The 19,776-nt window shown below is 45.1% G+C and carries 22 protein-coding genes; 19 read left to right on the top strand and 3 right to left on the bottom strand.

Features of this window, described 5'->3' with window-relative positions:
- Positions 1-2: 2 nt before the first annotated feature.
- The 14 genes from rsmG (at position 3) to glmS (ending at position 12,770) form a co-directional block, all read left to right on the top strand.
- Positions 3-623, top strand: a complete 621-nt coding sequence (rsmG, locus tag VBY75_RS05975; protein ID WP_222236058.1) for a 16S rRNA (guanine(527)-N(7))-methyltransferase RsmG — start codon at positions 3-5, stop codon at positions 621-623.
- 48 nt (positions 624-671) lie between these two features.
- On the top strand, positions 672-1,463 hold the full coding sequence (locus tag VBY75_RS05970; protein WP_054488968.1) for a ParA family protein: 792 nt from the start codon (positions 672-674) through the stop codon (positions 1,461-1,463).
- Between the two features lie 19 nt (positions 1,464-1,482).
- Positions 1,483-2,358: a ParB/RepB/Spo0J family partition protein gene (locus VBY75_RS05965; protein WP_054488970.1), complete on the top strand. Its 876-nt coding sequence runs from the start codon at positions 1,483-1,485 to the stop codon at positions 2,356-2,358.
- 168 nt (positions 2,359-2,526) lie between these two features.
- Positions 2,527-2,913 carry an ATP synthase subunit I gene (locus tag VBY75_RS05960; protein WP_054488972.1) on the top strand — a complete coding sequence of 129 codons (387 nt, stop codon included), beginning with the start codon at positions 2,527-2,529 and terminating at the stop codon, positions 2,911-2,913.
- Positions 2,914-2,925: 12 nt separating this feature from the next.
- Positions 2,926-3,723 carry a F0F1 ATP synthase subunit A gene (gene atpB, locus VBY75_RS05955; RefSeq protein ID WP_222236057.1) on the top strand — a complete coding sequence of 266 codons (798 nt, stop codon included), beginning with the start codon at positions 2,926-2,928 and terminating at the stop codon, positions 3,721-3,723.
- A 65-nt stretch (positions 3,724-3,788) separates the two neighbouring features.
- Positions 3,789-4,046 carry a F0F1 ATP synthase subunit C gene (gene atpE, locus VBY75_RS05950; RefSeq protein ID WP_011235847.1) on the top strand — a complete coding sequence of 86 codons (258 nt, stop codon included), beginning with the start codon at positions 3,789-3,791 and terminating at the stop codon, positions 4,044-4,046.
- Between the two features lie 37 nt (positions 4,047-4,083).
- The gene (gene atpF / locus VBY75_RS05945) at positions 4,084-4,554 is read left to right on the top strand and encodes a F0F1 ATP synthase subunit B (RefSeq protein ID WP_054488976.1); all 471 of its coding nucleotides are present in this window, start codon (positions 4,084-4,086) and stop codon (positions 4,552-4,554) included.
- Positions 4,555-4,571: 17 nt separating this feature from the next.
- Positions 4,572-5,105 carry a F0F1 ATP synthase subunit delta gene (atpH, locus tag VBY75_RS05940; RefSeq protein ID WP_054488978.1) on the top strand — a complete coding sequence of 178 codons (534 nt, stop codon included), beginning with the start codon at positions 4,572-4,574 and terminating at the stop codon, positions 5,103-5,105.
- Positions 5,106-5,119: 14 nt separating this feature from the next.
- A complete protein-coding gene (gene atpA / locus VBY75_RS05935; RefSeq protein ID WP_054488980.1) occupies positions 5,120-6,661 on the top strand; it encodes a F0F1 ATP synthase subunit alpha in 1,542 nt (513 codons plus the stop codon).
- A gap of 54 nt (positions 6,662-6,715) precedes the next feature.
- Positions 6,716-7,579, top strand: coding sequence for a F0F1 ATP synthase subunit gamma (gene atpG / locus VBY75_RS05930; protein ID WP_054488982.1), 864 nt, complete (start codon positions 6,716-6,718; stop codon positions 7,577-7,579).
- A gap of 42 nt (positions 7,580-7,621) precedes the next feature.
- Entirely contained in the window at positions 7,622-9,007 is a 1,386-nt protein-coding gene (gene atpD, locus VBY75_RS05925; RefSeq protein WP_054488985.1) for a F0F1 ATP synthase subunit beta, read from the top strand.
- A gap of 17 nt (positions 9,008-9,024) precedes the next feature.
- Positions 9,025-9,441 carry a F0F1 ATP synthase subunit epsilon gene (locus VBY75_RS05920; protein WP_271332019.1) on the top strand — a complete coding sequence of 139 codons (417 nt, stop codon included), beginning with the start codon at positions 9,025-9,027 and terminating at the stop codon, positions 9,439-9,441.
- Positions 9,442-9,563: 122 nt separating this feature from the next.
- Positions 9,564-10,934 carry a bifunctional UDP-N-acetylglucosamine diphosphorylase/glucosamine-1-phosphate N-acetyltransferase GlmU gene (gene glmU, locus VBY75_RS05915; RefSeq protein WP_224798514.1) on the top strand — a complete coding sequence of 457 codons (1,371 nt, stop codon included), beginning with the start codon at positions 9,564-9,566 and terminating at the stop codon, positions 10,932-10,934.
- A gap of 3 nt (positions 10,935-10,937) precedes the next feature.
- Positions 10,938-12,770, top strand: a complete 1,833-nt coding sequence (gene glmS, locus VBY75_RS05910) for a glutamine--fructose-6-phosphate transaminase (isomerizing) (RefSeq protein ID WP_224798513.1) — start codon at positions 10,938-10,940, stop codon at positions 12,768-12,770.
- A 58-nt stretch (positions 12,771-12,828) separates the two neighbouring features.
- Here the strand turns inward: glmS and VBY75_RS05905 are convergent, their stop codons facing one another.
- Positions 12,829-13,083 (bottom strand): hypothetical protein, encoded by a 255-nt coding sequence (locus tag VBY75_RS05905; RefSeq protein ID WP_271332017.1) that lies wholly within the window; start codon positions 13,081-13,083, stop codon positions 12,829-12,831.
- A gap of 517 nt (positions 13,084-13,600) precedes the next feature.
- Complete coding sequence (locus VBY75_RS05900; protein WP_271332016.1) at positions 13,601-14,341, bottom strand: hypothetical protein; 741 nt, start codon at positions 14,339-14,341, stop codon at positions 13,601-13,603.
- A gap of 163 nt (positions 14,342-14,504) precedes the next feature.
- Between VBY75_RS05900 and VBY75_RS05895 the strand changes: the two genes are divergently transcribed.
- The 5 genes from VBY75_RS05895 (at position 14,505) to VBY75_RS05875 (ending at position 19,336) form a co-directional block, all read left to right on the top strand.
- Positions 14,505-15,017, top strand: coding sequence for a DUF6174 domain-containing protein (locus tag VBY75_RS05895; RefSeq protein WP_271332015.1), 513 nt, complete (start codon positions 14,505-14,507; stop codon positions 15,015-15,017).
- 52 nt (positions 15,018-15,069) lie between these two features.
- A complete protein-coding gene (locus VBY75_RS05890; protein WP_416511517.1) occupies positions 15,070-15,639 on the top strand; it encodes a DUF4377 domain-containing protein in 570 nt (189 codons plus the stop codon).
- Between the two features lie 514 nt (positions 15,640-16,153).
- A complete protein-coding gene (locus VBY75_RS05885) occupies positions 16,154-17,368 on the top strand; it encodes a permease (protein ID WP_278358496.1) in 1,215 nt (404 codons plus the stop codon).
- A gap of 41 nt (positions 17,369-17,409) precedes the next feature.
- Positions 17,410-18,402, top strand: a complete 993-nt coding sequence (locus VBY75_RS05880; protein ID WP_416511515.1) for a response regulator — start codon at positions 17,410-17,412, stop codon at positions 18,400-18,402.
- On the top strand, positions 18,395-19,336 hold the full coding sequence (locus tag VBY75_RS05875; protein WP_199493899.1) for a GGDEF domain-containing protein: 942 nt from the start codon (positions 18,395-18,397) through the stop codon (positions 19,334-19,336). The genes VBY75_RS05880 and VBY75_RS05875 overlap by 8 nt, the downstream gene beginning before the upstream one ends.
- Positions 19,337-19,374: 38 nt before the next feature.
- On the opposite strand, the gene VBY75_RS05870 is transcribed toward VBY75_RS05875, so the two are convergent.
- Positions 19,375-19,773, bottom strand: coding sequence for a phosphate ABC transporter substrate-binding protein (locus VBY75_RS05870; protein ID WP_199493898.1), 399 nt, complete (start codon positions 19,771-19,773; stop codon positions 19,375-19,377).
- Between the last annotated feature and the right edge of the window lie 3 nt (positions 19,774-19,776).

Raw genomic sequence — 19,776 nt, 5'->3', positions numbered from 1 at the left:
ATGTGAAAGAGCAGTTAAAGGAATTATTGGAGCAAGCGCAACTAACCTTGTCAGAGTCCCAAATTGACCAGCAACTGGCGTTAGTGGGTTTATTGGACAAGTGGAACAAAGCCTATAATCTGACCAGCGTAAGAAATCCAAAGGATATGCTCACAAGACATATTATGGACAGTCTGGCGGTTCGTCAGTATTTACAGGGACAACGTTTTATTGACGTTGGAACAGGCCCGGGTTTACCTGGGTTACCTTTGGCCATAGCAGAACCTGATAAAGAATTTGTTTTGCTCGATAGTTTAGGTAAGCGTATTCGTTTTATTCGTCAGGTTTGTCACGAGTTAAAATTAACCAATGTGACGCCGGTACAGGCCCGGGTTGAAGATTATCAGGACGAAAAAAAGTTTGATGGTGTAATCAGTAGAGCCTTTGCCTCGCTTAATGATATGCTTTCCTGGTGTGAGCATTTACCTTCAGATAAAGGACGGTTTTACGCTCTTAAAGGTTTATACCCACAAGAAGAACTGGACGAACTGTCAGCAAACTATAAAACTGAAAGTATTGAGCAAATTAACGTTCCCGGCATTGACGCGAGCCGACATATCGTCATTATAAGCAAACGGTCATAAAACAACCGACAGTCGATTATCCGACAACAACAAGAGGTTATAAAACCCGTGGCTACAACCATTGCTATTGCAAATCAAAAAGGCGGAGTTGGAAAAACAACCACAGCAGTTAACCTGGCTGCTTCGATGGCTGCTACCCGTCGCAAAGTATTGTTGATCGATTTAGATCCTCAAGGTAATGCAACCATGGGTAGCGGCGTTGACAAGTACGACGTTGAAAACAGCATTTATGAATTGTTGATTGAAGAAAAGCCGGTTAAAGACGTTGCGGTAACAGACACTAACGGTAAGTATCATTTAATTGCGGCAAATGCTGATGCAACTGCCGCTGAAATTAAATTAATGGAAGTTTTTGCGCGGGAATTACGCTTGCGCAACGCGCTAAAAGCTGTCCAGGACACCTACGATTACATTTTTATTGATTGCCCACCGTCGCTGAACATGCTGACGGTTAATGGTATGGCCGCCGCTGATTCTATTCTGGTGCCAATGCAGTGTGAGTATTATGCGCTGGAAGGTTTGACAGCGTTAATGGAAACCATTCGCCAGCTGGCCGATGTGGTTAACCCCGGGCTAGAGATAGAAGGCATTTTGCGGACTATGTACGATCCGCGTAACCGTTTGGCTAACGATGTTTCAGAACAACTAAAAAACCACTTTGGTGACAAAGTCTACCGAACAGTCATTCCGCGTAACGTGCGTTTAGCTGAAGCGCCTTCATTTGGTGCACCGGCTATGTATTACGATAAATCATCAACGGGTTCAAAGGCTTATTTGTCCTTAGCGGGTGAACTTATCCGACGTTCTGAAAATCGTAACGAAGTAGCAGAAGAATCATAACAAGGGAATTTAGCGAATCATGTCGGCAAAAAAACGAGGTTTAGGTCGTGGTCTGGATGCCTTACTGACCAGTAATCAGCAAAACTCTGATCGTCAATCTGAACAAGTGACGGAAGAAGTTAAAGGCGAATTACAGAAACTGCCGGTTGAACAGTTAAAACCCGGTCGTTATCAGCCTCGTAAAGACATGTCACCCGAAGCTTTGGAAGATTTAGCCGCTTCAGTGAAAGCTCAGGGTATTATTCAGCCTATTGTGGTTCGCCCTGTTGGCAAAGACGAATACGAAATTATTGCCGGGGAGCGTCGTTGGCGTGCAGCTCAGCTTGCGAAACTGGAGCTGGTTCCCTGCCTAATTAAAGACGTGCCGGATGAAGCGGCCGTTGCTATTGCATTAATTGAAAACATCCAGCGTGAAGACCTCAATGCAATGGAAGAAGCGACAGCGTTGCAACGCTTATTGGATGAGTTTCAGATGACCCACCAGGATGTTGCCCAGGCTGTCGGTAAATCGCGTACTACTGTAACGAATTTACTGCGTTTAAATAATTTACAGGACGGCGTGAAAGTCTTGCTTGAACGTGGTGACATTGAACTGGGTCACGCTAAGTTGTTGCTGGCATTAGAAGGTGAACAACAAGCCGATGTAGCACAACAAATTGTCGCAAAAGATATGACCGTACGTGACGCTGAAAAACTGGTCAGACGTACTATCGACCCCCCGAAACAAACTGAAAAGCCCGAACCAGACGCGAATATTGAACATTTAGAAACGAAATTGTCTGAGACTCTGGGCGCGAAAGTTTCCATCAATCATGGTCGTAAAGGAAAAGGAAAACTGGTTATCAGTTACACCAACCTGGACGAACTGGATGGAATTCTGACCCACATCAAATAATTATTCCAATGTATTGATTGTTGTAGAACTTTTGTTAAATGGCATAGAAACCGTTGCCTACAGGCAAATTTGTTTGCAATTACATGGCAGATCTTTATACTAGCGCGAGTTTCATTGTGGCTGGTTGAAAGCCACATAAAGATAGCCGCCAGTTAAAAGGTTTTGGTCGTGACACAGGCACTCAATGCGGTAGGTAAAAAACTGGCAGGAAGAATAGTAGGCACACAATTTATTGTGGTCTTAGTTGCTGCACTTGTCACGATATTGGTTTCGAATACGCAGTCGGCTTTAGGTATTCTTTGTGGCGGATTAACCGCTGTAATACCCAACGCACTATTTGCACTTATTGCTTTTAAACATGCAGGTGCACGCGCTAATCAGAAAGTTGTACAAAGCTTCTTTTTAGGCGAAGGCGTTAAGCTTCTGCTAACAGCATTGCTGCTCATGCTCGCACTGCTGATAACAAATTTATATCCTGTGTGGTTACTGATCGGCTTCGTTATTGCCGTCACCATGCAGTGGATAGCACCGGTTTTATTTTTAAAATCAACCTAACTGGGAAACAACATGGTAAGTGGAGAACAAACTCCGACTCAGTATATCCAGCATCACCTCCAAAATTGGACGGTTGGTGAAGGGTTCTGGGCGGTGAACGTCGATACTATCTTCTGGTCCGTGTTACTGGGTGTGCTGTTTCTGTGGAGTTTCCGCAGAGTAGCCAAAAAATCCTCTGCTGGGGTACCTGGTAAATGGCAATGCTTTGTCGAAATGATTGTCGAGTTTGTCGACAACAGCGTCAAAGAGTCCTTTCACGGTAAAGATAAACTGATTGCGCCTCTGGCATTAACCATCTTTGTCTGGATATTCCTGATGAACCTGATGGACTTAATTCCAGTTGATTGGTTGCCTTGGGCATCTCAACAAATTGGATACCATTTGGGCTTTGTTGACGATCCGCATGACGTCTACATGAAAGTTGTACCAACAACTGACCTGAACACAACTTTTGCTCTGAGTATCAGCGTCTTTGCGCTCATTATTATCTACTCAATTAAGTACAAAGGCGTGAAAGGCTTTGCCAAAGAAATGACATTAACCCCGTTTAATCACTGGGCGTTAATGCCGGTAAACTTTGTGCTTGAAAGTATCACGTTACTGGCAAAACCAGCGTCACTGGCACTGCGTTTGTTCGGTAACCTGTATGCGGGTGAATTGATATTTATTCTGATTGCAATGATTGGATTATTCCAGCTACCAGCGCACTTTGCCTGGGCTGTGTTCCATATTCTGGTCATTACATTGCAAGCGTTTATTTTCATGATGCTGACCATTGTTTACTTAAGCATGGCTTCATCTGAACACTAGTGTTCTAAACAAAAAGTTTTTAGCTTTACTTTTAACTTTAATCTACTGAAAAACTGGAGAAATCAATGGAAACTGTAGTTGCTTTTACTGCTATCGCTGTATCAATCATGATCGGTCTGGCTGCACTGGGTACAGCACTGGGCTTTGGTATTCTGGGTGGTAAATTCCTGGAAGCTGCTGCTCGTCAACCAGAATTGGCACCACAGCTGCAAGTTAAGATGTTCATCGTAGCTGGTCTTATCGATGCTATCGCAATGATCGGCGTTGCTGTTGCATTGCTGTTCACGTTTGCGAACCCATTCTTAACCCAGGTAGCAGGCTAATCGTTATTCGACGGTCACCAACTGAAGGAGGTCCGTTGTGAATATCAACGCTACTCTAATTGGACAATCGATCGCGTTTGCCGTGTTCGTGTGGTTCTGCATGAAATTTGTATGGCCACCGATCATCAAGGCTATTGAGGAACGTCAGAAGAAAATTGCTGACGGCCTTAATGCCGGTGAACGTGCTCAAAAAGATTTAGAGAAAGCCCAGCAAGAAATTGCCGAGCAGCTCAAAGAAGCGAAACAGCAAGCCGCTGAAATCATTGAACAGTCGAAAAAACGTGGCGCTAAAATTGTTGAGGAAGAAACTCAACGTGGCCACGAAGAACGTGAAAAAATCGTTGCGTCTGGACATGAAGAAGTGACAGCTGAGCGTAACCGCGTTCGCGAAGAGTTGCGTAAGCAAGTCGCCGTATTGGCGGTTTCTGGGGCTCAGAAAATCATTGAGCGTGAAATTGATAAAGACGCTCATAGCGACATTGTTGAAAAACTGGTCGCTGAACTTTAATAAAGGGGTTTGAGCTTATGTCAGAACTGACTACGGTCGCTCGCCCTTACGCAAAAGCAGCTTTTGATTTTGCTTTAGAACAGGGAGCGCTCGATAAGTGGGCAGAAATGCTTAGCTTCGCTGCTGCGGTAGCGCAAGATGAGACTATTGCCTCATTTTTGAGCAGCTCTTCGACTGTTGGAAAAACGACAGATGTTTTCTTGGGTGTTTGCGGCGACGAGCTCGACGATAACGCTAAGAACTTCGTTAAAGTACTGGCTGAAAATGAACGTTTGCCAGTACTTCCAGCGGTTAGTGAGCTCTATCAGACGCTTCGTGCTGAACACGACAAAGAAGTCACTGTAGATGTTAAGTCAGCGGTTAAACTGCTGAAAGCACAACAAACGGCTTTAAGTAAAGCACTTGAGAAGCGCCTGCAACGCAAAATTAAGCTGAACTGCAGTGTCGACAAGTCCATTATTGGCGGACTTGTTATAGAAGCTGGTGATACCGTTATTGACGGCACCTTGCGCGGCAAGCTCGACAGACTTGCTTACGCACTGCAATCCTAATTGGGGACTTGAGCATGCAATTGAATTCAAATGAAATCGCAGAACTGATCAAACAGCGAATTGAGAAGTTCGAAGTCACCAGCGAAGCCCGCAACGAAGGTACCATCATGTCTGTACAAGACGGTATCATTCGCATTCACGGACTTGCAGACTGTCTGCAAGGTGAAATGGTCGAGCTACCTGGTAATCGTTACGCTATCGCACTGAACCTTGAACGTGATTCTGTTGGTGCGGTTGTTATGGGTCCTTATGCAGATTTGCAGGAAGGCACCAAAGTAAAATCTACTGGCCGTATCCTTGAAGTTCCGGTCGGCGAAAAACTGTTGGGCCGTGTGGTAAACACACTAGGTCAGCCTATCGACGGTAAAGGTCCAATTGAAGCTGACGGCTATGAGCCAGTTGAGAAAATCGCCCCGGGCGTTATCGAACGTCAGTCGGTTGATCAGCCAGTACAAACTGGTTACAAGTCAATTGACTCGATGATTCCAGTTGGTCGTGGTCAGCGTGAGCTTATCATCGGTGACCGTCAGACAGGTAAAACAGCTTTAGCCGTAGACGCTATTATCAACCAGAAAGACTCTGGTATTAAGTGTGTTTACGTAGCCATTGGTCAGAAGAACTCAACCATCTCTGCTGTTGTACGTAAGCTGGAAGAGCACGGCGCATTGGAAAACACCATTGTGGTTGCGGCTTCTGCTTCTGAATCTGCAGCACTGCAATACTTAGCAGCTTATTCTGGCTGTACTATGGGTGAATACTTCCGTGACCGTGGTGAAGACGCTTTGATCGTATACGATGACCTCTCTAAGCAGGCTGTTGCATACCGTCAAATTTCACTGTTGCTGCGCCGTCCGCCAGGTCGTGAAGCATTCCCTGGTGACGTTTTCTACCTCCACTCTCGCTTACTTGAGCGTGCAGCGCGTGTTAACGCTGACTACGTAGAAAAATTCACTGACGGTAAAGTAAAAGGCCAGACAGGTTCTTTAACTGCCTTACCTATCATTGAAACTCAGGCAGGTGACGTATCGGCGTTCGTACCGACTAACGTTATCTCAATCACCGATGGTCAGATCTTCCTGGAAACTGACTTGTTTAACTCAGGTATTCGTCCTGCGGTTAACGCCGGTGTCTCGGTTTCTCGTGTTGGTGGTTCAGCACAAACGAAAATCATCAAGAAATTGGGTGGCGGTATCCGTCTTGCCCTGGCTCAGTACCGTGAATTGGCGGCGTTCGCTCAGTTTGCATCTGACCTTGATGAATCGACTCGTTCACAGTTGGAGCACGGTCAGCGTGTAACCGAACTGATGAAACAGAAACAGTACAAGCCTATGAGCGTGTCTCAAATGGCTGTATCAATTTATGCCGTTGAAAAAGGCTTCTTGAAAGACGTAGAAATCGACAAAATCATGGATTTTGAAGAATCGCTGCAATCTTTCATGGCGAGCGAATACGCCGAGCTAATGGCTGAGATTGATAAAACTGGCAACTATAACGACGACATCGATGCGCAATTGAAAGCCGCGCTTGAGAAATTCAAGCAAACGCAATCATGGTAATCGCACCTGGCCGCAATAGCGGCCATTTGTCGTTGAGTTAACAGGAGAATCGTCATGGCCAGCGGTAAAGAGATAAAAACTCAGATCTCGAGTATCGGTAATACTCAGAAGATCACCAGTGCTATGGAAATGGTCGCTGCGTCGAAAATGAAAAAGGCGCAGGAACGTATGGAGGCTAGTCGCCCCTATGCGGACACCATTCGCAAGGTGATTGGTCATGTGGCGCGCGGTAACCTTGAATATCGTCATCCATTTATGGAAGAACGTCAGGTTAAGCGTGTGGGTTACATCATTGTTTCTACCGACCGTGGTTTGTGTGGCGGCTTGAACGGTAATGAGTTCAAGAAAGTCGTTAAGCACGCTAACGAATGGAAAGAGCAAGATGTTGAAGCGGATTTTGCCGCAATAGGCAGCAAAGCAACCGGTTTCTTCAAGCGTTTTGGTAAGTTGAAAGCGCAAGTTTCAGGTATGGGCGATAAGCCAGAACTGAAAGAAATCACCGGTTCTATCCAGGTTATGCTGGATGCCTTTGAAGAAGGTAAAATCGATCGCTTGTACGTTGTATTCAACAAGTTTGTGAATACGATGACCCAGGAGCCGACCATTCATCAATTGTTGCCATTGCCGCAAGCAGGATCGGAAGAAGAAGTACAGACAGGTAGCTGGGATTACCTGTATGAGCCGAATCCGGAAAGTATTCTAGATACGCTAATTCGTCGCTTTGTAGAAATGCAAGTGTATCAAGGTGTCGTAGATAACTTTGCTAGTGAGCAAGCCGCTCGGATGATTGCGATGAAAGCTGCAACCGACAACGCCGAAGATATTATCGATCAACTGCAATTGCAGTATAACAAGGCGCGTCAGGCAGCAATTACGCAAGAAATTTCGGAAATCGTGTCCGGCGCCGAAGCGGTATAACGCGGCAACGGTTAACAGAATTGAAGAGTTAGAGGAAACGTCATGAGTCAAGGTAAGGTCGTACAAATTATCGGCGCCGTTGTGGATTTAGAATTTCCACAAGACGCTGTACCAAAAGTATACGACGCACTGAAAGTGACCGAAGGTGGCTTAGAAGGTTTGGTTCTTGAAGTTCAGCAGCAGCTGGGCGGCGGAATCGTACGTGCCATCGCAATGGGTACAACTGACGGTCTGCGTCGTGGTATCACCGCTGAAAACACCGGTGAATCAATCATGGTTCCAGTGGGTAAGAAGACCCTGGGCCGTATTATGGATGTATTGGGTAACCCAATTGATGAAGCGGGCCCTATCGGTGAAGACGAGAAGATGTCTATTCACCGTGCGGCACCAAGCTACGAAGAACAGTCAAACACTAACGAACTGTTAGAAACAGGTATTAAAGTCATCGACTTGATTTGCCCGTTTGCTAAAGGTGGTAAAGTTGGTCTGTTCGGTGGTGCTGGTGTTGGTAAAACCGTTAACATGATGGAGCTTATCCGTAACATCGCAATCGAGCACAGCGGTTACTCAGTATTCGCTGGTGTTGGTGAGCGTACTCGTGAAGGTAACGACTTCTATCACGAGATGAACGATTCAAACGTTCTGGATAAAGTATCACTGGTTTATGGTCAGATGAACGAGCCACCGGGTAACCGTTTACGTGTTGCTTTGACGGGTTTGACTATCGCTGAGAAATTCCGTGACGAAGGTCGCGACGTACTTTTCTTCGTTGATAACATCTACCGTTACACTCTGGCCGGTACTGAGGTATCAGCACTGTTAGGCCGTATGCCTTCAGCGGTTGGTTATCAGCCTACCCTGGCCGAAGAAATGGGTGTTCTGCAGGAACGTATCACCTCTACTAAGACGGGTTCAATCACGTCGGTACAGGCGGTTTACGTACCAGCGGATGACTTGACTGACCCATCTCCGGCAACAACCTTTGCTCACTTGGATGCAACCGTTGTACTTAACCGTGACATCGCGTCATTGGGTATCTACCCTGCGGTTGACCCGTTGGATTCAACGTCACGTCAGTTGGACCCACAGGTTATCGGTGATGAGCACTACGACACAGCAATGGGTGTTCAGGAAGTACTGCAACGCTATAAAGAGCTGAAAGACATCATTGCGATTCTGGGTATGGACGAGCTGTCTGAAGAAGACAAACTGTCTGTATCTCGTGCTCGTAAAATTCAGCGCTTCTTGTCGCAGCCTTTCTTCGTAGCCGAAGTATTCACTGGTGCTCCAGGTAAATATGTATCTTTGAAAGATACTATTGCCGGCTTTAAAGGCATTTTGGATGGTGATTACGACGATATGCCAGAGCAGGCCTTCTACATGGTTGGTACCATCGAAGAAGCGGTAGAAAAAGCCAAAAACCTGTAACCGACCGGGAGGTTTGAATGGCAACACAAACATTAAATCTGGACATTGTTAGCGCTGAAGACAAATTGTTCTCAGGCGTTGTACAAACGGTTCAGGTCACTGGTAGCGAAGGTGAGCTGGGTATTTACCCAGGTCACGCGCCCCTGCTGACAAAAATCAAACCAGGTATGGTTCGGTATGTCAGCGAAGCGGGCGACGAAGAGCTTCTGTATGTCGCCGGTGGAGTGTTAGAAGTACAGCCTGGTCATGTCATTGTACTAGCAGACGTTGCTGTTCGTGGTGACGATCTCGATGAGAAAGAAGCTGAAGCGGCGAAGAAACGCGCTGAAGAAGCCATTGCTGACTCAAGTGCAGATGTGACCTATGCAGAGGCAATCGCCGAGTTATCGCGCGCATTGGCTCAGCTTGAGGTTATTCGTAAGCTTAAGCGCTAAAACTTCTGCGTTAAAATACGTAAAAGGCCTTGTTGTTAGTGCAACAGGGCCTTTTTTGTCGTTACAATAGGTGTACGTAATAAAGCTGCTGCAAGCGATACTGAATTAAGGATCTCATTAATATGAAGTTACGCGTTGTTATTCTGGCCGCAGGGAAAGGAACCCGCATGCGTTCAGACTTACCCAAAGTGCTGCATAAAGTGGCGAATAAACCGATGGTAGAACACGTCATAGATACTGCCAGGTCATTAAAGCCAGATGCCATTAATTTAATTTATGGTCATGGTGGCGATCAGCTGCAGCAAGCTATTGCCGGCGACGACTTAACCTGGGTCGAGCAACGTGAACAATTGGGTACCGGTCATGCCGTTCAACAGGTTATCCCGCACCTTAAAAGCAATGAAAAAGTCATTATTTTGTATGGTGACGTGCCCCTGTTAACCGAGTCCACTTTAATTAAGCTGGTAACTGCCAGTGCTAATACCTCGCTTGGCTTGCTGACTATGACGTTAGCGGAACCAACAGGTTATGGTCGTATTGTGCGTAACGAACGCCGCAGCGTAACCGGCATTGTTGAGCAAAAAGACGCAAATGCGCAGCAGTTAGCTATAGACGAAGTAAACACCGGTATTATGATAGCTGACAGCGACAAGCTAAAAGGTTGGCTTGAGCAACTCAGCAATGACAACGCGCAGAAAGAATATTACCTGACTGACATTGTGGAAATGGCCGCCCAGGAAGGCGTAAATATTGCTACTGCACAGCCTGACAACGCGCAGGAAGTGGAAGGTGCCAACAACCGCCAGCAGTTAGCTTCGCTAGAGCGCGCATTGCAGCAGCGTCAGGCCGAAGAGCTGATGACTCAGGGCGTGACCTTAATTGACCCTGCTCGTTTTGATTGCCGCGGTAAATTGAGTGCCGGCAGCGACGTCACTATTGATATTAATGCGGTTTTTGAAGGTAATGTGGTTCTGGGCGACCGCGTTGTTATAGAGCCAAACTGTGTCATTAGAAACTCCGTTATTGGCGACGACACGGTTATTCGCGCGAACTCTCATATAGAAGATGCAAAAGTGGCAAAAGGCTGCAAAGTCGGTCCTTTTGCGCGGTTGCGCCCCGGAGCGGAACTTGCGGATGAAGCGCAGGTCGGAAACTTTGTCGAGATGAAGAAAAGCCGTTTAGGTAAAGGCTCAAAGGCCAGTCATTTAACCTACCTTGGTGACACTCAAGTGGGTGAATACGCAAACATTGGTGCAGGTACCATTACCTGCAATTACGATGGTGTGAATAAAGCGCTTACTGAAATTGGTGACGGCGCTTTTATTGGTTCAAACAGCTCTTTGGTTGCGCCTGTCTCCATTGGTAAAAATGCAACCGTCGGTGCCGGCTCGGTCATAACCCGGGCGGTAGCAGATGACGAACTGGCTGTAGCCCGGGGCAAGCAGCGTAATATCAGCGGATGGCAACGTCCACAGTCGAAAAAAGGAAGTTAACTTATGTGCGGTATTGTAGGCGCGACGTCTGAACGTCGAGTAACAGGTATTTTGCTGGAAGGCTTAAAACGACTGGAGTACCGGGGTTACGATTCGGCTGGTGTGGCTGTTATTGACGCCGATAAGCATTTAAAAAGCGTGCGCCGTACCGGTAAAGTACAGGAACTTAAAGATGCTATAGACCAGAACCCGTTAGACGGGACTATTGGTATTGCGCATACGCGTTGGGCAACGCACGGTGGTGTGACTGAAGCTAATGCCCACCCTCACCGCTCTGAGGATCAAATTGCTGTTGTGCATAACGGCATTATTGAAAACCACGAACGCCTGCGCGAAGAGCTAAAAGCCGAAGGTTATGTCTTTAACTCGCAGACTGACACCGAAGTAATCGCTCACTTAATTCATCACGAACGCAAAACGCATGGTGATCTACTGGCTGCCGTTAAGTCGGCAGTACGTCAGTTGGAAGGCGCTTACGGTACCGTGGTTATGGATACCCAATACCCTGAGCGTTTAGTGGTCGCCCGTTCTGGTAGCCCTCTGGTTATTGGTGTGGGTATTGGCGAGAACTTTGTGGCTTCTGACCAGTTAGCTTTATTGCCGGTGACCCGTCAGTTTATCTACCTGGAAGAAGGCGATGTAGCCGACATTAACCGCACTGAAATAGACATTTATGACGCCGAAGGCAACGCTGTAGAGCGCGAAATTATTGAGTCTGATGTCAGCTATGACGCAGGCGGGAAAGGCGAGTATCGCCACTTCATGCTAAAAGAAATTTACGAGCAGCCTATTGCCGTTCGTAACACACTGGAAGGCCGCTTGTCCGAAACCAGCGTGCTGGATAATGCTTTTGGCGAAAACGCCGCCGATATTTTAAAAGGTATCGAGCACGTTCAAATTGTTGCCTGTGGAACGAGTTACCACGCAGGTATGGTGGCTCGCTACTGGCTCGAGTCCATGGCGAATGTTTCATGTAATATCGAAATTGCCTCAGAATTCCGCTACCGAAAGTCTTATGTTCATCCGAACAGCTTGTTAGTCACCATTTCTCAAAGTGGTGAAACGGCAGACACCTTAGCAGCACTGCGTTTGTCGAAAGAACTTGGTTATAAAGGCAGCCTAACCATTTGTAACGTGGGCTCCTCGTCTATGGTACGCGAATCTGACCTGGCCTTTCTAACCCGCGCTGGTGCTGAAATTGGCGTGGCATCGACTAAAGCCTTTACGACCCAGTTGACCGGCCTGCTTATGCTGACCTTAGGTATTGGCAAATACCGCGGCATGCCAGAGCAACAGCAAGAAGCTGTTGTCCACGCGTTGCAGGCCTTGCCGGCCAAGCTGGAAGAAGCGGTGTCATTAGCGGATGAAATTGAAGAGTTAGCGCAGGATTTTGCCAACAAAGAGCATAGCCTCTTCCTGGGGCGTGGTAATCAGTACCCTATTGCTATGGAAGGTGCGTTAAAACTGAAAGAAATTTCATACATTCATGCCGAAGCGTACGCCGCTGGTGAACTAAAACACGGCCCACTGGCACTTATTGACGAAGAAATGCCGGTTATTGTCGTAGCACCGAACAACGATTTGCTGGAAAAGCTGAAATCGAACGTGGAAGAGGTTCGCGCTCGTGGCGGTTTGATGTACGTTTTTGCCGACAAAAACGCCCGCTTCAAAGGCGATGAGTCGTTAAATGTGCTTAACGTCTGCCATTGCGACGAAGTAATAGCGCCTATTGTCTACACCGTGCCATTACAGCTATTGTCTTATTACGTCGCCTTGATAAAAGGTACCGATGTGGACCAGCCACGCAATTTAGCAAAAAGTGTAACGGTCGAATAAATCAGAAAGGGCCGAAAGGCCCTTTTTTTCGGCGTACATTAAAGTTCTTATCCTTGAGCTAACGGAGTAGCTTTTTGATGAAAGGTTTAGCGGCAATACCAACGCTTCCTGCGATGATAATATAATACTTATCTTTAAAGTCGGTAAGGCCTAACGGCTTGTCTAAAAGATCTACGATATAAGCCACATACCCTATACAAAATATAGCCAAGGATAATGCTATAAAATAAAGACTAAAGTTAGTAATAAACGAAAAAACTCCTCTAGTCACTTGTTCTTCTCTCATGGTGATCCAATTATGTCGGTTTCTCATTTCAAAACCTCCCAGGATAATAATACATGGTATGTCGATAAAGATGGCTTTCCAAGCTATGCTGATGGTATTGGCTCACCTTGATTATCATGAACTTTATGATTCGGTTTATTAAATTTATCATACTCGTTTTTATTGTTTTTGTTGTTCTTGTCACGTTATTCCACAGCGTAAGCTATATTTTATATTTTCTTGGAATTACTTCGGAATTTCTAGGTTTAGAAGATTTTAAGCGTAATTATTATATAGTTATTGCCGCAAGTGTTGGCTTTGCTTTAGGCGAGTCTGTTTTTAAGTCTAGAAAAAAATCACGTGATTAAATCTATATCGAGGGTGGTAGTGGCCTATTTAGAATTATCACGGAACCGCTAATACTATGGCGATTCCGTGATAATTATTTCACTCTGTAGCTCAAGAGTATTGCGGCAATTCATCATGGTGCGATCGAGGTAACGAGAGCTGTAATGTGTTAGATGGCGGCACATGTAACAATCAGTAGTTACTATCTTCCAAAATTTCATTGCTCTAAAATTTCCGTCTCCACATCAGTTATATACACTGTAGTTTCACCTTCAAAGCCGGAGTCAATCGAGACATATACCCAGGCTTCTCCAGACTCTCCCGTGGTCATTACAAAGCTTTCATCGTTAACTAAAGGTTTAACCTCCCACACGGGCGACTCTTTAGAAGTTTCGCAAGATATTGGCAGGCCAATATGTCCTAACAACGCGACATCATCGCCTCCTGATTGCCCATCATCAATATTGATTCTATAAATGCCTTCTGGAGCGCTTTCATAGGATACAAAGCGGGTAGGCTCCTGCGGCAAGAGGGAGGCTTTTACATTAACAGAAGAGCCGGGGCTGCCTCCTCCGCCAATGCACTGTTCTGATTCAACGGTTAAAACATTCACTTGAAAGTCGACGTTATACGTCGTATCGGGCTTTAAGTCTGAAATGTTTTTCTTTATATATCCTTTCATATCGCTTGAGTAGTTGTACCAGCTAAACTCAACCCCCTTACGATACTCATAGGGTTCAGGAAGTTGAGACAGCGTTGAAACGATTTCATCATTTCTTTCATGCTCAACAGCATAGTCTGCAACACTAATCTCGAATTCCTGAGAACTTTCCGAAAAGTCGAACGATAAGTTAACAGATTGTTTGTCTGATGGCGGAGGTGGTGTAGAACTCTCCCCCGAACCACAGGAAGCAAGAAATAGAACCGAAAAGAACAACGCCCAAAATTTATAATTCATTATCATTCCCTAAATGCAACTTCCTGTTTCTACAACTATTTCGCAGAATAATTTTTGTTAAAAACAATATTGAATTACCAGTTTATCATGTTAGTTTACATTGCTTAAAGCCTAAGTTCTTATAGAGATGTTAAAAAATAGTATGTAACGGAGTAAGCAGTCAATGATTAGATTATTCTTAGTAATTATCTCTACAATATTTATATCAGCCTGTGGAGGTTCAGACTCTAGCAAACCAGACCCAAGAATTAGTGACGTAAAAGAAGAGCTCAAGACAGCAAGACAAATCTGGCAGGATAATGGGCTTATTGATTATATCTTCAATTTCAATGCCAGACTGGATCGTGCTTGCCCATCCGATGGCCCAGTTGCTGACGAGCTTCCTCCTCAAACCGTTACTGTTGAGGATAATGAAGTCGTTTCGGTAACAAACTCCTCTACGGGCGAACCTCTAGACATTCCAGCGTCTGAGTACTTTGGAACTATAGACAAAATATTTGGCTACCTGGAGCAAGAATTAACGAAGGAACCTCAAGTCGTAGCCCAATCCTTTTCAGCTCAAAATGAACTTCCTAAATTTGATGACGCTATGGGTTACCCAAAACAGTTTTACCTTGAGTTTAACAACAGTAACGGGTGCCGATCTACTCAGATTACAGTAAGCAGATTCAGATAAAGGTTTTATGCTCGCTACTATTCACCTTACCTATCATCAGGAGTACGAATAAATGGAATCTAAAACCCTGTCACGTTCTTTGTTACTCACATTTATGACCGCATATTTGTTTGGTTGCGGCGGCTCAAATGATTCTGATGAGGGAACTGAATATACCGTCACAGTGGCGTCTGAACCCGTGTATTACGGTTTAGGTATTCAATTTACCCCGCCAATAACTGGACATGGAACTACTCAAAGTGGACAAGAAATTTTCACCACTAGTATTGAGGGCTTTGAACATGAGTTCGGAACCTCTTATGAGTTACGTGTACTTGAGAAAAACGTTGATACTGAAGGTGTTGCCGATGGCAGTTCAATATCAATTGAGCTGGTCGAAGTTATTAGCTCGCAGGCCGATTCCGTTGGCACCAGCTATGTTTACAGCGAAGTAGAACTTAGCGGAAACCCTTTTACTGATAAAGAAGAGGGAGTTTATAGCTTTTATCAATATGAGTTCCTCTGTGCTGAAAACGCGGATTGCGATGCCTTGGTAGCTATTGCCGATAGCGGTGGTCTTGTTGAAGTCGAGTTCGAGTACACCGGTGGTGAAATACCTGTTACTTTGGTTCGATGGAATTAGTAACACTGTGTGAACCTCATGAAAGACTACCGAGAATCAGTAAGTTTTGTACTGCTGAATCTGCTTTTCCAAGTTACTCTCGGGGCTCTACTGAGCCCTTTACTAGATAATTTTGCGGGCCCAATCATAGTGGCTTCAAGTTGTGAAACGGAGTCACTCGAGGGTACTAAGGGCTGGTTCGAGTCCTATGGTGACAGCCTTTTCATTTGGTTTTTCTATCTGTTTGTTAACTTTATCGCTTTACTTAACGTCGTAATAACCGCCGTTTTTTGTAAGTTTTTTCTGAAACTTAACTTTGTCGCTTCTCACTTGCTTTGCTGCACTTTAGTCGTCTTTTTAGACTACTTAATTATTTACTTAAACGCTCAATGTTAGAACTTAAAGCGGATACAGAAGTCCATTCAGGTAGAGATCAAATTTCGGAGAATAACGTAGGTTGTAAATAGTAACCAGAAAATGCCCATCATGGACATGAGCAGGAAATGAAGGTGGGCTTCAAGTAAAAGGAGCTATCATGGAAAATTTCTTATCACTATGGGGCGAATCGGCGTACACCAGCCTGGGCTTTTTCTGGATGGCTTTATGGGCGTTTGTATTAGGTTATTTGATCAGTAGCCTAATTCAAGTGCTTATCACTAAGCGGCGAATGCGCAAGGCTATGGGCGGCAATGATCTCAAATCCGTGTCGCTGGGCACCTTTTTTGGCTTTATCTCCAGTTCCTGCAGTTTTGCTGCACTTTCAACTACGCGGGCATTGTTCAATAAAGGGGCGGCCTTTAGTGCTTCAATGGCCTTTATGCTGGCTTCCACCAACCTGGTTATTGAACTGGGTTTTGTTATTTCTATTTTCCTCGGTTGGCAGTTTGTGGTTGGTGAATACGTTGGCGGGTTGCTGCTAATTTTATTCGTCTGGCTTTTTATTACGGTAACTAACCCCAAAAACCTCATCAAAAACGCCCGAGAAGAAGACGAAGAAGACGACGAGCATCAACATGAGAGCACGTTGTCTGATCTCTTTAGCTCAGATACCTGGAAAAAAGTTGGTCAAAAGTACGTTATGGAATGGCAGATGGTCTGGAAAGACGTGCTTATTGGTTTTACCGTTGCCGGTGTTATTTCCGCTTTTGTGCCGAGTGCGTTTTTTGAATGGCTGTTTATTGGCGTAGGTACTGAGGGTGACCCGGGTTTCTGGTCGTTATTGCAACAAGCGGTAGTGGGCCCGGTAGCCGCATTTTTCACCTTTATTGGCTCTATGGGTAACATTCCATTGGCTGCCGTCTTGTTCGGCGAGGGTGTGGCCTTTGCCGGTGTTATGGCGTTCATCTTCTCCGACTTAATTGTACTGCCGGTACTAAAAATTAATGCACGTTACTATGGCTGGAAAATGGCGCTGTATATTGCCTTAATGCTTTTCACTTGTCTGGTGGCAGCATCCTTGGTTATGCACTATGGACTGTTCGCCTTTGATTTACTGCCGGACGCATCACAATGGTCGTCACCGGCCGAGCAGAAACATTTCAAACTTGATTATGGCTTTGTTCTGAACCTTATTTTCTTACTACTAAGCGTGGTCATGATTGTTCTTTGGCGTAAGAAACAAAAAGAGCACGACCATCACCACCACCATGACCATGGCGGTTCGTCCTCGGTAAGTGAAAAGGTTATGACTGGCCTTTGTGGTGTGAGTGTATTCTGGTTACTGGGCGGAATGACCGTCTATATTTTGTAAAGTATCTTAACGGACAGGCTTTGTTATGCCATGTTTAGACTATGAAAGTTCTGATATGTGATGACTCAAAAGTTGCTCGAAAAAGCATTGAGCATGCCTTACCCAAGAGTTGGGACATTGAGGTGCGCTTTGCTGAAAACGGGCAAGAAGCTTTAGATCTTGTAGAGCAAGGTCTTGTTGAGCTGCTGTTTCTGGATTTAACTATGCCGGTTATGGATGGTTTTGAGGTATTACAGAACATTAAGGAAAAGCAGTTAGACTGCCTGACTATTGTTGTTTCCGGTGACATACAGGAAGAGTCTCAGCGCCGGGTTGAAAAGCTCGGAGCTTTGGGTTTTATAAAGAAACCCATTGTTTCTGAAGAGTTGCACGATGTACTTGAGCGCTACGGCCTTATCAGAGAGTTATTGCCCGGGAACCACCAGCGTAAGAAGACAAAAACGGAGCATATTGAACCTACCGATATTTTAAAGGAAGTGAGCAATATTGCTCTTGGTGATGCGGCAAAACTGCTTGGTGGTATGCTGAGTTCCTTTATTCAGCTACCTGTGCCCGATGTTGCTAAGCGCCCATACAATACTCTGATTAACGAACTTCATAATGACAACATACGGGTAAACATGGTGTCTGAAGGTTTTGTTGGTAACGCTATAGCCGGAGAAGCCATTCTCTGTGTTGATAACCGGACCCTAAACGACTTACCGTCTAAGTTGTCGGACTATCACGGTTATGAATTTAAGGACGACAGCCGAAGTGTCCTTTTAGATGTTGCCTCAACGCTTATTGCCGCTTTTTTAAAGCGGTTCTCATCGCAACTGGATTTAGAGTTAAATATTAGCCAGCCAGCTTTCTTGGGAATGAGCGAAACCGTCAATAATGTTTTTAAAGAGGATGTGAAAGATAAAGAAGTTTTAATCATTACCATCGATTATGAGATCCCTGATTACCATTTAAATTGCGATCTCTACGTTATTTTCACTGAAGCTTCAATTGCTGCACTTGAAGAACGAGCCGGGTACTTTATCGATGAATAAAGAGGAACTAGACATCACCAACCTACACTGGGTACTGCAAATTCTTCAGAACATTGAGGTTGGGTTGATTGTTTTTGACCGCGATTACGACGTTAAAGTGTGGAATGGCTTTATGGAAAACCATAGCGGTATCAGTAGCGTTGTCGCTAAAGATGAAAATTTGTTTACGCTATTGCCAACCTTACCTAAAAGCTGGTTCCAATATAAAACTGAGTCCGTTTTAAAGTTGGGTATTCAGGCTCACTGTAACTGGCAGCAAGAGCCCCATATTCTGAACTTCGAAAACACCCGACCGTTTACGGCTGAATCTGATTTGATGTTCCAGAACGTGACGTTATTTCCTCTATTTTCTACGGACAAGCAAATTCACCATATTTGTGCGTTGGTTTATGACGTCAGTGAGGAAGCGAATAACTTATTAAAGCTAAAAACCATCAGCCAGACCGACGCCTTAACCCAGCTGTTTAATCGCGGCCATTGGCAAACGCTGTTTGAGCAGGAGTTTCTTCGTTGTAAGCGTTACGAAGATACCGCTTCAGTTATTATGATGGATATTGATCACTTTAAGCAGGTTAATGACACTTATGGGCACCAAATTGGTGACCGGGCTATTCAGCTAATAGCGGATATTATATTGGAAAGTCAGCGAGAAACGGATGCCTGTGGTCGTTACGGTGGAGAAGAGTTTGTCATACTCTTACCTAAAACGTCATTAAATGATGCTGTGTTAGTGGCCGAACGCCTGAGAAAGCAGATAGAAGAAACGCCCCTGCCCTTAGGCAAAGAATATAACGATGAGCAGCTAAAATTGACAGTAAGCGCAGGCGTTGCTGAGTTTTCTAATGAATTTTCAATTGCTGAGAGCTGGTTAGAAAAAGCGGATGCTGCGTTATATGAATCGAAGGAGAAGGGCCGAAACCAGGTATCGAAGTAAAACCTCCGGCAAACAACCGGAGGTTTTATTCTTATGGTTTAGAAAGTAGCAATTACCTTCAAATCACCTGACACTTTGCTTTTATCAGAAACATACCCAATGCCTTGCGGGTTGCTCTTCAAAAACTCAATAACCGCATCATCATTTGCCAAAGTATCTAGCGGCGTTGCACGGCCGGTGAACTTCAACTTTGCCCAGTGGCGTTTAAGCTGCTCACCAGACTGCCCTAATAAGGTTTCTTCGAAAGCCTTTCGGGTTGCTGAGTCTTCAGGTAAGTTTACCCCGGTTAAAACTCGCGACTGCCCCAGGAATATTCGAGAAACTGACTCTTCATTAATCTCAGTTTGTGAAACGACTACGCCATTTTGTGCAAGAGCTGAAAAGCTCAGCAGGCTTGTCGCTATAACGATGAGAAATACAGCAAACTTTTTCATCATAAT

This window comes from Idiomarina sp. HB (assembly GCF_048059115.1).
Lineage (GTDB): Bacteria > Pseudomonadota > Gammaproteobacteria > Enterobacterales > Alteromonadaceae > Idiomarina > Idiomarina abyssalis.
This window is presented reverse-complemented; position numbering and strand designations above follow the sequence as displayed.